Below are 14,471 nucleotides of genomic sequence, written 5' to 3' on the forward strand. Positions count from 1 at the left end.
GAAGACATGACCGAGACCAGTACTGTTGCCCTTCCGCCGGTGGTCCGCCCCGGCGCCGTTGCGTGGACCGGCGACAACCCCTTTATCTACCTCAAGACCGACCCGGACGGGCCATGGAGCTCGCTGTCGGTGTACTTCAGGATCGCCGCCTCGAAGTACGGCCCGGGCAGGGCCGCCGTCGTCGTCGAAAACCCCTACGACGCCGCGGCCGGCGGCGCGCGCCTTGTGCTCACCGACAATGCGGAACTGGCCCGGTACCTGGTTCGCGACTTCGTCGCCAAGTTCCTTCTCTTCCGCCCCTCGCCGCTGATGGACTCGCTTGAATACGTGGACGGGGCGGCGTTCGAAACCGTGCGGGAAGGTGACGACTGGACCGAGGTGGCCACCGCCGGAGAGCGCAGTGTCACGATGACCTGGCGCGGACTCGGCGACGCCTTCGCCGTCGACGTGCCCGGCCCCGAATCCGGCACCGGCCTGCATGAAATGTTCGCGGTGTTCCGCATCGCCGGCGCCGGGGAGGTCAGCGTCGACGGCGGACGCCTTCCCGGTGCCACGATCGAGCGGGACTTCCTCAACGGCCGCGGCCAGTCCGCCGGCATGGCCATCTCCGAGACCTGGGTGGAAGACCAGTGAGCGCCAACTCTCAGGCCGCGGACCGGATCGCCGGCGTCGAACCGGTTTGGACGGGCATGGTGCCGCTGGCACGGGTGCTTGCCGCCGCGGGCCGCCCGGAGCGGACCTTGCTGCACGCCGGCCCGCCGTTCAGCACCCGCAGCGCCGTGCCGCAGCCGGTGCGCAACTCCGCGGTTCAGGCCATCCGCTTCGAAGGCTGGGCGGACGACGACGGCGCTGCGGCGGCGCTGTTCGACTCCGGCGCGGTCGGCTTCGAGCCGGCGCAGGACAACGACTGCCTGGTGCCGCTCGCCGGCGTGGTCTCCCCATCCATGCAGCTTCACGCCGTCACGGATCCGGCCATCGGGTGCGTGCAATACGCGGTGCTGAACGAGGGAATGCGCCACTGCCTGCGCGTGGGCGTCGTCGAGCCGGGACTGGCGGAGCATCAGCGCTGGCTGCATGGGCCGTTCGCTGCCTGGCTGGCGGAGCGGCTGGCAGCGAACGGGCCGCTCCCGCTGCTGCCGCTGCTGGCCCGGTCCCTGGCGGAAGGCGACGACGGACACAACCGCACCATGGCCGGCAGTGCGCTGGCCGCCGCCTGGCTGCTTCAGGACGATGGTTCCGCGTTCGGTCCCGAGGCCGAGCAGTTCCTGGACGGTTGCCCGCCGTTCGCGCTGAACCTGTGGATGGCCGCGGCGGCACTGTCCCTGCGGGCGGCGGAGGGGGTGCCAGGTTCCGATGCCGTGACACGCGTAGGCGGAAACGGCGTCGATTTCGGCTTCCAAACGGCGTCCGAGCCCGGGCGCTGGCGGACGGTGGCCGGGACGCCGCCACGAGGACCGGTCGCCGATCGGTACCGGGGACTGCCGGTCCTCGGGGCCATCGGGGACAGCGCCGTCGTCGACTTCTTCGGGCTGGGCGGCGCCGCGCTGGCCCATGCGCCGCTGACGTTGGAAGGTCTCGGCGGCTTCGTGCCCGCCGGCGCGCTCGAGCGTCCCCGGGCGCTGATGGAGGCCGATCATCCCCGGCTGCCAATCCGCACCGGAACCTCCGCCGCGCGCATCGTTGGGGCGGGTGTCTCGCCGGTGGTGCTGCTGGGCATGATCGAAGGCCGGGGGCTCGAAGGACGGATCGGCGGGGGAGCCTTCGAGCCGCCGGTGAAGGCCTTTGAGTATGCCCTGAGTGAACGGGTGTCCTGAGCCGCATTCCTGCAATCGGCCGGTCCTGGACCTTGCTCCGTGACTCCAGGGCCGGTCCCCGCGGCTTAGGGGCGGGCAGGCGTTATGCTGAAGCGAACACTGGCGAACAGCGCTCCGGGGAGGGAACATGGCGGAAGCCCAGCCGAATCATGCCGAACTACAGCCCGCTCCGGGTCCGGACGTGGCAGCCCCTCCGGAGGGCCACGGCGACGTGGGTGTCCGGATCCGTGCAGCCCGCGCGGAGCGGGGCTTGACCCTGCGTGAGTTGGCCCGGCGCCTGGGAGTCTCGGCCGGGCACATTTCCCAGGTCGAACGCGGGCTGGTCAAGCCGTCCATTTCGCTGGTTTATTCGATTGCCGATGTCCTTGCCGTGGGTGTGGGTGACTTGTTCAGCAACAACATCGGGGCGGGAACCCCCGACATCGGGATTGTCCGGACGCCGGGGGAGGACCGGTACGTGACCCGGGGTGCGGAGCGGCGCACCATCAATCTGGAGACCGGCGTCCGTTGGGAACTGCTCACCCCCACCACCCGCGAACCCGTGGACTTCCGGGAGATTGTCTATGCGGCGGGCAGCGGCTCGACCCAGCCGGGGAACTTTGTGCGCCACAGTGGCCGGGAATACGGGCTGGTGCTCTCCGGGCGCCTTCGCGTGCAGCTGGAGTTCGACGAGTACGAGCTCGGCCCTGGGGACAGCATTGCCTTCGAGTCGGCGGTGCCGCACCGCTTCTGGAACGACGGCCCGGACACCGTCAAGGCAGTCTGGTGCACCCTGACGGCCTCGGAGGACGCAGGCGTTCCCTAGCCGCTGCTTCCACGGCGTGAAGATGCCCGAACCCCTGTTGATGGGGATTGCCGGCCTTCGCCAGCCCACGTGCGTGGCCGCCGGCATGGTGGCATCGGACGCGCACCACGCATTGTCCCGATCACGCGCAGGGGCCACCATGGTGGTGTCCCGGCTTCGCGCTTTCGGGGTTGCGCGGGCCAGGGCTTGAAACCAGGACCTTGAAGCCTGCGCAGAGTGAGGGAACCCCATGGCCAGCTCCGCTACCCCGGACCGCCGGACACTGCTGAAGACGATCGGGGCCGGGGCGGCCGGGGTCGCGCTCGTGATGCCGCTGGCCGGCTGCCGGACCGGACCGGCTTCCGCCGTCGGGTCCTCTGCCGCCTCCACCGGCGCCGCGCCGCCGTCGCCGTCGTCGCTCCCGTCCGCCCCGGAAGCGCAGGTCCCGCCGCTGCTGGACCGCGCCAAGGTGGACAACGCCCTGTCCCGGCTGGACGGCTCGGTCCGCCACGCGATGGAGCAGACCGGCGTGCCCGGCATCGCCGTGGCCGTGGTCTACCACGACGAGGTGCTGCATGCGCAGGGGTACGGGGTGCGGAAGGTCGGCGAAGCCGCCACGGTGGACGCCGACACCGTGTTCCAGCTGGCCTCGGTGTCCAAGCCCCTGGCCTCCACGGTGGTGGCCGGGGTGGTGGGACGCGGCAAGGCCCGGTGGACCGACCCGGTGATCGGCCACAATCCGGCCTTCGCGCTCAAGGACCCCTACGTGTCCCAGAACGCCACGTTCGAGGACCTCATGTCCCACCGCAGCGGACTGCACACCGGAGCCGGGGACCTGCTCGAGGACCTCGGCTTCGACCGCGACTACATCCTGGCCCACCTGAACCAGCAGCCGCTGGATCCGTTCCGCGACACCTACAACTACAGCAACTTCGGCTACACCGAGGGCGGGCAGGCCGCGGCCGACGCCATGGGCATGGCGTGGGAGGACCTGGCCGAGGAGATCCTTTTCAAGCCCTTGGGCATGGCCTCCTCCACCTACCGCCACGCGGACTATGAAAAGGCCTCCAACAAGGCCCTCATCCACGTGCCGGTGGGAAACCGGAAGTGGGAGGCCAAGTACGTGCGCGACGCCGACGCGGAGGCACCCGCCGGCGGCGCCAGTTCCTCGGTGCGCGACCTGGCCCAGTGGATCCGCCTGCAGCTGGCCAACGGGCGGCACGACGGGCGGCAGCTCATCGACGAGCAGGCCCTGCTGACCACCCACGTGCCGGAGTCGGTCATGGGGCCGCCGCCCACGCCGGCGGCCCGCACCCAGTTCTACGGCCTGGGCTGGAACGTGACCTACGACGCCCAGGCCCGGCTGCAGCTGGGCCACTCCGGGGCCTTCAACCTCGGAGCCGCGACCGTGGTGATGATGCTCCCGGGCGAGCAGTTGGGCATCGTGGTCCTGACCAACGGGCGGCCGCAGGGCATCCCCGAGGCGATCGCCGCGGAGTTCTTCGACACGGCGCAGAACGGGGCGCCCACGGTGGACTGGCTCGTGTTCACCGCCGCGGTGTTCCGGCAGATCGAGGACGCCGACGCGCCGGCCGCGGACTATTCGAAGGTCCCGGCCGCTCCCCGGCCGGCGCGGTCCCTGGACACCTACACGGGCACGTACGCCAACTCCTACTACGGCCCGCTGGTGGTCGCCACGGAGCAGGGGCGCCTGGCCATGACCATGGGGCCGGAAGGGCGCCAGACCACCTTCGGGCTGACCCATTTCGACGGCGACACCTTCAGCTTCGAGACCATCGGCGAGAACGCCAACGGCCTGGCCGGGGCGATCTTCGCTCCCGGCTCCGGCGGCCAGGCAGGCAGTGTCCGGCTGGATTTCTACGACACCACCGGGCTGGGAACCTTCACCCGGAGCTAGGCGTACTGATTGGGGCGCCGCCCCCGCCGGATCCCTTGACGCGGCCGGACGGCCGGGGTGCACTGTAGGCGGTGCCCGGCGTCGAACCATAGCGATGAAGGCAGGAAGATGACATGGCGGACTATTACCAGGTGCTGGTGATCGGCGGCGGGAACGCCGGCATTTCGCTGGCCGCGCGGCTGCACCGCTACAAGGTCGCGGACATCGGGCTCATCGAGCCACGCCCCGTCCATTACTTCCAGCCGCTGTTTTCCCATATCGGCGGCGGCGCCGCCCGCATGAGCGAGGCCGTGCGGGCGCAGGCCCAGGTCATGCCGCGGGAGGTCGAATGGATCCGCGGGGAGGCGGCGGACATCCGGCCCGAGGAAAACGCCGTGCTGCTGGCGGACGGACGCCGGATCGGTTACGGCCAGCTGGTCGTGTGCCCGGGCCTGCAGCTCGACTGGGACGGGGTCCCGGGGCTGGCCGAGGCCATGGCTTCGCCGCAGGTGACGTCCAACTACGACCCGGCGATGCCGGAGAAGACCTGGAAGCTGGTGTGCTCCCTGCGTTCGGGGACGGCAGTATTCACCCAGCCCCCCGAACCGGCCAAATGCGCCGGCGTCGCCCAGAAGATCGCCTACCTGGCCTGCGACTACTGGCGGGAGCAGGGCGTCCTGGAAGACATCCGGGTGGTCCTCGTGGTGCCCACGCCGACGGTGTTCGGCGTCAAGGAGGTGGACGCGGCGCTTCGGGCCAAGATCGCCGAGTACGGCATCGAACTATGCACCTCCACGACCCTGGCCGGCGTGGACGCTGCGCGGCGCGCGGTGGCCTTGGCTGGCCCGGACGGGACTCGGGAGCTCACCTTCAACCTGCTCCACGCGGTGCCTCCGCAGTCCGCGCCGGACTGGCTGAAAGACACGCCGCTGCCGGCCGCCGGCGACGCCGGCGGATTCGTTGAGGTGGATCCGGAGCTGCTGCGGCACCGGCGATACGGCAACGTGTGGTCGCTGGGGGATGCCGCCGCGACCCTGAACTACAAGAGCGGCGGGGCGCTGCGCAAACAGGTGAAGGTGCTGGCGCGGAACCTCGCGGCCGTGGTGGGCGGGAGAGAGCCTAGGGAGCGCTACAACCACTACGGCGTCTGTCCCATCGCCCTGACCCGGCATACCCTCCTGTTCGCCGAGTTCGACCATCAGTACCGGCCCATGCCGACCTTCCCGCGGCTGGACCCGGCGAAGGAGCGCCGCTGGGCCTGGGTGCTGGACCGGTGGATCTTCCCGCAGATCTACTGGCACCTGATCCTCAAGGGAAGGGCGTAATCCTCAAGGGAAGGGCGTAGGTCCGGCGGTGCCGCGTTCCGCGCGGCCGATCGCAGGCCTATATGATCCGTGCCAGGCTGTTCGCGCGGACCATTGGCGGAGGAAACATGAGCATTTTTGACGAGCCGAAGATCGACTGCCACACGCATATCTTCGATCCCGTCAATTTCCCCTACGGGGAGTCCGTCGCATATCGCCCGGCTGGTCAGGAACTCGGTACGGTGGCCCAACTGCGGCAGGTGATGGAAACCTACGGCGTCCACCATGCGCTGCTGGTGCAGCCGAACTCCGGATACGGGCCCGACAATAGCTATATCCTCGATGCCATCAGGCATGGCGAGGGGCGTTTCAAGGGCATCGCCATCATTCCGAACGACGTCAGCCTCGACGATTTGAGGAAACTCAAGGACCAGGGAATCGTCGGCGCGGCGATCAACCCCACCTTCGACGGCTTGGACCACTACCGGAATGCGCGGGCGCTGATCGAGAAACTGGCCGAACTGGACATGTTCGCGAACATCCAGGTCCAGGACGACGACCTGCTGATGTTCATGCCCTGGCTCGAAGAGATCCCGGTCAACATCCTGATCGACCACTGCGGCCGCCCGACCCCCGGTGACAGCCTGGACCGTCCAGGCTTCCGGGCGCTGCTCAACCTCGCCGGCACCGGCCGGGCGAGCATCAAGATTTCCGGCTATGCAAAGTTCTCCCACCAGCCCTACCCGTTCGAGGACGTCAGGCACCAGCTCCAGGTACTGATTGACGCCTTCACGCCGCACAACTGCATTTGGGCATCCGACTGGCCGTTTCTGCGTGCACCACAGCGACAGGACTATGGGCCCTTGATGGCTTTGACGGAGCAACTCTTCCCCAGCGAATCCGACCGGCGGGCCGTCCTGTGGGACACGCCGCGCCGCCTGCTCGGCTTCGGCCACTGATCCCGGCCTTGCCGCGTACCGCCCCGTGAAGTGCGTGCCGGCGGAGCACTGATCCTGCTGCCGTTTCCGCACCTTCGGCCGGTCCGGGTACCCGGACCGGCAGGGCCTTAGCCGGCGGCAACAAGCCGCAGGTAGGCCGGCTGCAGCGCCGGAAAGTAGTCCTCCCAGGCCACCGCCGAGGCTTCCCTGCCGGCGCGCGCCGCCTCCAGCCGGTCGAGGTAGTACTCCCATCCCGGCCCGATCGAGCCCACGTCGTCGGTGGGGTTCAGGCGCTGGCCGAAGGTGAGCGTCGTCGCGCCGCCGGCCTGCGCGAGTTCGAACCACAGGTGCCACGCGCCGCCTTCGACCGACGTGTGGCCGGCGAACCGCCGGGGTGCGTCGCATTCGAGGATCGTGTACTGCTCGGGCTGGGGATCCTCGGCCTCGGCTGTCATGAAGAACTGCACGCTCCCGCTCGAGGGATCCCCTTCCCAGCGTCCGATCCATCGCTCAAGCCGGTCGGAGTCGGTGAGGTCGCGCCACACGTCGGACGCCCGCCCCTCAAGGGTGCGGGTCAGCACCAGATGGGCTTCGCCGTCGATGTCGGTCACGGTGCCGGTGATCTCGGTGCGTTCGGTCATGGCGCGTTCCACGGCTCCCGGTGGTCGGCGAGGCGCTGGCGGTCGGGTCCGACGCCGGCTGCCTCGGTGAGTGGGTCTTCCTCCGGGACCGTACCAGCCGGGGCCCGCCATGGCCATCGATTCGGCGGCGACTTCCTAGGAACGTTCGGCCATGCGGGCCGCCAGCAGCGCACCGACGCTGTAGGCCAGCGTGGCCCCGAGAACCAGGAGCAGCGGGGCGGTCCAACCGCCGGTGGCGGTGTTGAGCCAGCCGGCCGCCGGCGGCGCGCAGGTGGCGGTGAGGTAGGCGCTAACCTGGATGCGGGCGGAGGCGGAAGCCGTCTCGGCATTGCTGCGCATGACCATGGCCACGATCGAGAAGACGGCGGTGAATCCTCCGCCTTGGGCGATGCCCCCGGCGGCGGACCAGAGGGCATACGCCTCCGGCGCGGCGAGCAGGCCGATCGGCAGCACCACCCAGAAGAGCCCCACCAGCGCCGTCGGAACCCAGATCTTCGTGCGTGCCGCCAGCAGGGGCACCCCGAGGGCGCCGATGATGGCGAAGACCTGGAACAGCGAAGCGGTGGCGCCCGACTCGGCGGGGCCCAGCCCGCGCGTCTCGGACAGCAGCAGCGGCAGCCACGCCGTGGTGGCGTAGTAGGCGGCGGACTGGCCACTGAAGGCCAGCGCCAGCAGGACGGTGATCCGCCGGATGCGCGCGGTGTCCGTCCGCGCCGTCGCCCCGGGACCATCAGTCCTGGGTCCACCTGTACCGGGCCCGCCAGCGGCGGGGGCTCCCGCCGTCGGCCTCCGGTCCGCGGGAAGCGGGGACTCGGCGTCGGCCTGCTCCGTGGCGAGCGTGCCGGCGGCACGGCGGCGGGCGCGGGGCAGCCACCACGCCAGGCCTGCGGCGGTCACGATTCCCCACGCGGCGATGGCCCACCGCCAGCCGAGCAGATCGGCGAGCGGCGGGGTGCCGAGCAGCACGGCCATGGATCCGACGTTCATGACCGCGGTGTACACCCCGGTGACCGCGGCGACCCGCCTCGGGGAAATGTCGCGGCGGATCAGCACCGGGACCGCGATGTTGCCCAGCGTGATGGCCGCGCCGATGATGACGGTGCCGGCCAGCACGACGGCGGCCGGGCCGGCCGAACGGATGACGGTGCCGGCGAGCACCCCGGCCAGGCACAGCACGGCGGCCACCTCGGGGCCGAAGCGGCGGATGGTCCTGGTTGCCAGCGGGGTGGCCAGCGCGAAGAGCAGCACGGGCACGCCGGTCAGCAGGCCCGCGCCGACCGCCGAGAGCCCTGTGTCGGCCTTGATGTCGCCGATCACCGCGGTCGGCGCAATGATCGGCGCGCGCAGGCTCAGGGCCAGGACCACGATGCCGGCGACCACCCATGCGAGGGTCGGGGCGGATGCTGGATGGCGGGGCGAGGGGGCCTCCTCGGAAGCGGTGGGTGTCGGGGCCGGAACATTCGGCTTCACCAGCACCCTACCCGGGGACGTCCCCGTCGGGGGTTGGCGAACAGGACGAGTGCCCCCTGTCCCCGCTGGACTGGGGAACCCTTAACGGCCCAAGGCCCCGCCGTTCCCGGTGGGGAGCGGCGGGGCCCTGAGTAAGGCAGCCAGTCGGGAAGGCTAGGCGTTGTGGGAGTGGCCTTCTGCGTCCTCTTCCAGCAGTTCGGCGCGGACCTCGACGTCGTGCTCCAGCGGCGCCGGGTGGTGCAGGCGGTACCGCCACAGGCCGATGCCGACCACGACCGCCCCCAGCAGCAGGGACAGCAGCAGCGATTCGCGGGTGGCGTCCACGAACAGCATGCCGACGATCATGGCGACGATCGCGATGATCGAGGCCCAGGTGAGGTACGGGAACAGCCACATCTTCAGCGGCATCTCCACCCCGGAGGCCTCCGTACGGCGGCGCAGGACCAGCTGCGAGGTCGCGATGACCAGCCACACGAACAGGGCGATCGCGCCGGAGGTGTTCACCAGGAACAGGAACACGGTGTCCGGGGCGATGTAGTTCAGGCCCACGGTGATGAAGCCGACCACGGTGGAGGCCAGGACGGCGGCCAGCGGCACGCCGCGCTTGGAAATGCGGCTCCAGGCCTTCGGGGCGTCGCCGCGGGTGGAGAGGGAGAAGATCATGCGGCTCGCGGTGTAGAGGCCGGAGTTGAGGCATGAGAGCACCGAGGTGAGGACCACGACGTCCATGATGGTGCCGGCGGCCGGGATCCCGAACAGTTCGATGACGGCAACGTACGGGCTCTTCGCCACGGAGGCGTCATTCCACGGGAGCAGGGTCACGACGATCGCGACGGAACCGATGTAGAAGAGCAGGATGCGCCAGACGGTGGACTTCACGGCCTTCTTGACGGCGTCCACGGGGTGCTCCGACTCGCCGGCGGCGATGGTCGCGATCTCCGCGCCGAAGAAGGAAAAGACGACGACGAGCACGCCGGCGAGGACCGCGTCTGCGCCGTTGGGCATGAAGCCGCCCTGGCCGGTGAGGTTGCTCAGGCCGGGGGCGGGGACGCCGGGGATCAGGCCCAGGATGGCCGCGGTTCCGGCGATCAGGAACAGGATGATCGCGGTGACCTTGATGGAGGCGAACCAGAACTCGAACTCGCCATAGGACTTCACGGACCAGACGTTGGTCAGGGTCAGCAGCACCATGAGGATCAGGGCCCAGACCCACTGGTCGACGCCGGGCATCCAGCGGTTCATGATCGCCGCGCCGGCGGTGGCTTCGATGCCCAGCACGATGATCCAGAACCAGGCGTAGAGCCATCCGATGCTGAACCCGGCCCAGCGGCCAAGCGCCTTGTCGGCGTAGGCGGAGAAGGAACCGGTTTCCGGGTTCGCGGCGGCCATTTCGCCAAGCATGCGCATGACGAGGACGACGACAAGGCCGGCGGCCGCATAGGCGACGAGGATGGCGGGTCCGGCCTGTTGGATGGCCGCACCGGAACCAACGAACAGCCCCGCACCGATGACGCCGGCAATGGCAATCATGGAAAGGTGGCGGGGCTTCAGGGATTTCTGGAGCTCTGGTTGTGAATTCATGTGCCGCTTCTGGTGTGGGAGACGCATCTCTTGATTTAAACCGCCCCTCACCCTAGGTGCGCTATGGGGGGAGGGGTGATGTGCAGATGGCTAAATTCAGGAGGCTAATTGAGTGGTTATGCACAATTCAGTCTTCGAATAAACATCGCTTTCTTGCCGTGGACAAGGCGTTTTGGCGCATGGAGGGGTGTCCGCCCTCACATGCTTCGATTCTGGACCTTTTTTCGAAACGGGGACATATGGCCGGTGTGGAATCTTTTCACTCCTGGGGCCGCGCAGGCCCGGCCACGAAGATGCAACGGCACCCCCGGCGCCGCCCGGCGTGCCGCCGTTGGCCGGGAATGCCGGCGGGGGCGGCCCCTACCCCCGCACCTCCTGCGCCGCGGGGCCGTTGAGGAGCTTTTCAAGGAGCATGAAGAGCAGAAGGCGCTCGGTGTCCGTCAGCGGCTGAAGCCATTCGTGCTCGAGGCCGATGTGCGACCGGTAGGTGCGGACGACGGCTTCCTCGCCGGCCGGAGTCAGGCGCAGCACGGTGGAGCGCTGGTCCACCGTGGAAGGCTCCTTGCTGATCAGCCCGCCTTCGATAATTTTCTTGATGGCGGCCGAGACCGTCGCGCGGCTCATGTTGGCTGCCGCCGCGATCTGGTGCGGCGGCATGGGGCCGGAAACCCACAGGGCGAAACAGATACGGAAGTTGGCTTGGGTCCACCCCTCGGGCTGGTGGACCTGCCGGTTCGCGTCATCGGCCATCAGCTGGGTGACCTTGCGCAGCATCAGGCTCAGCTTGAGCACCATGGGGTCTTCGACGTCCACGACCGGTGCCGCACGTTCCACGGCGGCCTCGACGAACTTGCTGAAGCGGTCCCCGGTGGTTTCCCGTCGATAGCCCATGCCGTTTCCCGACCCCGAGGTTTCGGCTCCATGCCGGATGTCTTGCAGGCTCATGCGCCTAGATCCTTGCTGTAGAAAGTCACACTCTTGAGTTCTGCGAAGGCATCCAGCCCTGGCTGCCCGCCTTCGCGGCCGACCCCGCTTTCCTTGGCCCCGCCGAACGGAACCGCGGGGTTGGGACGGCCGAGCCCGTTGACCCACACCATGCCGGTTTCCAACTGCTCCATCAAGTATTGCGCCGTGGCGGAATCGGCTGTCCACACGGTCGCCCCCAGCCCGAACCGGCTGCGGTTGACCGCTTCCACTACTTCGCCGGTCGCCGCGAACGGGATGACCGGCAGGATCGGGCTGAACTGTTCCTCCTCGACGAGCGGGGCGCCGCTGCCCAGACCAGCGACGATGGTCGGCTGGGCGAAAAAGCCACCGTTGTCGGTGCTGAACCCCTCGAACGCGATCTCCGCCCCCCGCTGCCGGGAATCCCCGAGCAGCCGGTGCATCGTCTCGTACTGTGCGCGGGTGGTCAGTGTCGGCATGGTCGCGCCGTCGGTGTAGGGGGTGCCGGGCCTGGAAGCCCGGGCCAGCTCGGCAAGCCGGCGGACCACCTCGTCGGTGATGCCGTGGTGCGCATAGACGCGCTTGACCGCGACGCAGGCCTGCCCGGAAGAGCCGAAGGCCGCCTGGAAGATCTTCGGTACCACATCATCCAGGTCGGCATCGGCAAACACGATGGCCGGGTCGTTGCCGCCCAGTTCCAGCTGGACGCGCTTGAGGGTGCCGGCCGCAGTGGCCATGATCGCCTTGCCGACACCGACGCTGCCCGTGAAGGTGACCATGTCGACGCCGTCGGACGCGGTCAGGGCGGGGCCGGCGTCGTCTCCGCCGCAGACGATGTTGATCACCCCCGGTGGCGCCACATCGGAGGCCACCCGGGCCAGGTGAAGGGCGGTCAGGGGAGTGTGCGGGGAGGGCTTGCACACCACGGTATTGCCGGCCACGAGCGCAGCACCGATCTTGTTCACCATCATCAACAGCGGCATGTTGAAGGGCGTGATGGCGGCCACCACGCCCAAGGGGGACCTGACCAGCCGCGTCTCGTGGTCCGGGGACGAGTCGATGACCTCCTCGGCCGGTTCCAGGGTGGCCCAGTAGCGCAGGCTGGACACGGACCCCGCCACTTCGGCCCGGGCTGCCGGTTGCAGCTTGCCGTTCTCGAAGCAGATGAGGGTGGCGAAGTCCTCCTGCTCAGCGGCGATGCGGTCGGCGAGGGCCAGCAGCCACGCCTTGGGCTGTCCGCCGGCCTGGCGCAGCGTCCGGAAGGCGTTCCGTGCCGCGGTCACGGCCTGGGCCACATCGTCAACCGTCACCTGGTTGTACTCGACGGCGAGGCCGTGGTCCCACGGCGCGGTAACGGTGGCTGGCACGGTGCCGTCCACCAGTTGGCCGCCAATCAGATGGCCGGCCTTGAGCGTCAGCCCACGGACCGTCTCGTGCGCTGCGGCAGCAGTGGCGGCGGGCATCAGGCACCGCCTCCCGACAGGACTGCAGCCCGTGGGCCGGAGGGCAGTTCGGGATTTTTGTCGAAGAAGACCTCGGCCAGCGCCAGAACCGTCAAATAGGTATTGGCGCTGACGATGGTGGGCATGATCGAGGCGTCGACGACGCGCAGGTTCTCGACGCCGAGGACGCGGCACCGGGGATCGACAACGGTGTCGGGATCGCCCGGGGGGCCCATCCGGGCAGTGCAGGACAGGTGCATGGTGTCCTTGACGGTGGCCATGATCTCGGCGTCATCCAGCGGCCACGTGGGATCGCCGGTGGCGATCCGGCGGAAGGCCTCATGGTCCATCAGCCGACGGGCCCGTTCGAGCCCGTCCCGGGCCCGGGCCAGATCGCGCGGATCAGCGAGGAAATCGAGATCGAAGTGCGGGTCATCGGCGGGGTTGGGGGAGCGTAGCCGCATCCGGCCCCGCGAGAGCGGCTGCTCGATGGAAACGGCCAGGCCGGCGGTGTCCTTGCCGAACCAGTAATTGTGGTTGGTAGCCAGGATCATCATGTCGTTGGTGCGCCCGCCCGGCAGGCCGGAGGAATAGCGGACGACGACGTTCGTGGGACGGTTGCCGACGCAGGTCTGCGCGCCGGGCGTGACGGGAAGCTCGACGAAGACCACCGCATGGTCTTGGGCTCCACGGCCCACGGGCAGGTCCACCCGCAGCTCGATGCCCAACTCCGCCAGGTCTTCTGCGGGCCCGATACCCGAGCGCATCAGGATGGCGGGGGACGCGGTGGAGCCGGCGCAGAGAAGGACTTCGCCGCCGTCGGCCACGCGGTATTCCCGACCGTCGGCGTCGACGACGCCGACGGCGGTCGAGCCGTCAAAGACCACCCTGTCGACCAGGGAGTCGCCCAGCACGTCCAGGTTGGCCCGCTCCCGGGCGGGCTCGATGTACGCGTGGTTGGTGGAGACCCGGTCGCCGTGGCGGATGTTCATGGCCATCGGCGAGGCGCCGCTGCTGTCCGGATCGTTGTGGTCCGGGCTCCAGCCGTAGCCGGCGTCAACCGCTGCCTCCTTGAGAGCCTTGTCGACGCCGCCCCAGCCGGACTCCGGCTCCCGGTAGACGGGAGTGGGGCCGCCGGCGCCGTGGAAGGGGCGGTCCGGGAAATCGTGCTCGTCTTCGATCCGGCGGTAGGCCTGAAGCATGGCGTCCGGTCCCCATCCCTCGGCGCCCAGGCGTTCCCATTCGGCAAAGTCATCGGGCACTCCACGAATGGCGTAGAGCCCGTTGATGAGGGAGCTGCCGCCCAGGCCGCGGCCGCGGCGGTACTGGAACGGCTCCTGGCCCTTGGCCCGGGTTGCGGTGATGCCGTGCCAGTAGAATTCCGGATTTAGGTGGTTCCGGGGGGCTTCCAGTGCCAGCCCGAGCCCTTTGGTCCGGTCCTTGAATTCCTTGGGCAGGTCGGCGACGCGGCAGTCGGGACCGGCCTCGATGAGCAGGACGCGGCATGCGGGGTTCTCAGTTAGCCGGGATGCGATCAGGGCACCGGCGCTGCCGGCACCTACGACGATGTAGTTCCAGTCTTTCATCCTGTATCCGTTCTGCAGCGGGTGGTTCACATCACAGGGAACCTATCACCGATTAGACCATCTGTAGCC

Annotated in this window: 12 protein-coding genes; 6 read left to right on the forward strand and 6 right to left on the reverse strand. The window is 69.1% G+C overall.

Annotated elements, in window-relative coordinates:
• Positions 1-6: 6 nt before the first annotated feature.
• The 6 genes from ABD912_RS07055 (at position 7) to ABD912_RS07080 (ending at position 6,758) form a co-directional block, all read left to right on the forward strand.
• Complete coding sequence (locus tag ABD912_RS07055; protein ID WP_345149584.1) at positions 7-633, forward strand: hypothetical protein; 627 nt, start codon at positions 7-9, stop codon at positions 631-633.
• Positions 630-1,814 (forward strand): oxamate carbamoyltransferase subunit AllG family protein, encoded by a 1,185-nt coding sequence (locus ABD912_RS07060; protein WP_345149585.1) that lies wholly within the window; start codon positions 630-632, stop codon positions 1,812-1,814. The genes ABD912_RS07055 and ABD912_RS07060 overlap by 4 nt, the downstream gene beginning before the upstream one ends.
• A gap of 181 nt (positions 1,815-1,995) precedes the next feature.
• Entirely contained in the window at positions 1,996-2,619 is a 624-nt protein-coding gene (locus ABD912_RS07065; protein ID WP_345149587.1) for a helix-turn-helix domain-containing protein, read from the forward strand.
• A gap of 229 nt (positions 2,620-2,848) precedes the next feature.
• Positions 2,849-4,516 (forward strand): serine hydrolase, encoded by a 1,668-nt coding sequence (locus ABD912_RS07070; protein WP_345149588.1) that lies wholly within the window; start codon positions 2,849-2,851, stop codon positions 4,514-4,516.
• Between the two features lie 113 nt (positions 4,517-4,629).
• The gene (locus tag ABD912_RS07075; RefSeq protein ID WP_345149590.1) at positions 4,630-5,820 is read left to right on the forward strand and encodes an NAD(P)/FAD-dependent oxidoreductase; all 1,191 of its coding nucleotides are present in this window, start codon (positions 4,630-4,632) and stop codon (positions 5,818-5,820) included.
• Between the two features lie 107 nt (positions 5,821-5,927).
• On the forward strand, positions 5,928-6,758 hold the full coding sequence (locus ABD912_RS07080) for an amidohydrolase family protein (RefSeq protein ID WP_345149592.1): 831 nt from the start codon (positions 5,928-5,930) through the stop codon (positions 6,756-6,758).
• Between the two features lie 107 nt (positions 6,759-6,865).
• Here ABD912_RS07080 and ABD912_RS07085 read toward each other — a convergent pair whose 3' ends face one another.
• From ABD912_RS07085 to ABD912_RS07110, 6 genes are all read right to left on the reverse strand, one after another.
• Positions 6,866-7,378: an SRPBCC domain-containing protein gene (locus ABD912_RS07085; RefSeq protein ID WP_345149594.1), complete on the reverse strand. Its 513-nt coding sequence runs from the start codon at positions 7,376-7,378 to the stop codon at positions 6,866-6,868.
• 135 nt (positions 7,379-7,513) lie between these two features.
• Complete coding sequence (locus ABD912_RS07090) at positions 7,514-8,848, reverse strand: MFS transporter (protein ID WP_345149597.1); 1,335 nt, start codon at positions 8,846-8,848, stop codon at positions 7,514-7,516.
• 153 nt (positions 8,849-9,001) lie between these two features.
• Positions 9,002-10,429, reverse strand: coding sequence for an amino acid permease (locus tag ABD912_RS07095; RefSeq protein WP_345149599.1), 1,428 nt, complete (start codon positions 10,427-10,429; stop codon positions 9,002-9,004).
• 360 nt (positions 10,430-10,789) lie between these two features.
• The gene (locus ABD912_RS07100; RefSeq protein ID WP_345149601.1) at positions 10,790-11,374 is read right to left on the reverse strand and encodes a MarR family winged helix-turn-helix transcriptional regulator; all 585 of its coding nucleotides are present in this window, start codon (positions 11,372-11,374) and stop codon (positions 10,790-10,792) included.
• Complete coding sequence (locus tag ABD912_RS07105; protein ID WP_345149602.1) at positions 11,371-12,837, reverse strand: aldehyde dehydrogenase family protein; 1,467 nt, start codon at positions 12,835-12,837, stop codon at positions 11,371-11,373. The genes ABD912_RS07100 and ABD912_RS07105 overlap by 4 nt, the downstream gene beginning before the upstream one ends.
• The gene (locus ABD912_RS07110; RefSeq protein WP_345149603.1) at positions 12,837-14,402 is read right to left on the reverse strand and encodes a GMC family oxidoreductase; all 1,566 of its coding nucleotides are present in this window, start codon (positions 14,400-14,402) and stop codon (positions 12,837-12,839) included. Before ABD912_RS07110 ends, ABD912_RS07105 begins: the two co-directional genes overlap by 1 nt.
• Positions 14,403-14,471: the final 69 nt, after the last annotated feature.

It is taken from the genome of Arthrobacter ginkgonis (assembly GCF_039540195.1).
In the GTDB taxonomy this organism is placed as follows: Bacteria; Actinomycetota; Actinomycetes; order Actinomycetales; family Micrococcaceae; genus Zafaria; species Zafaria ginkgonis.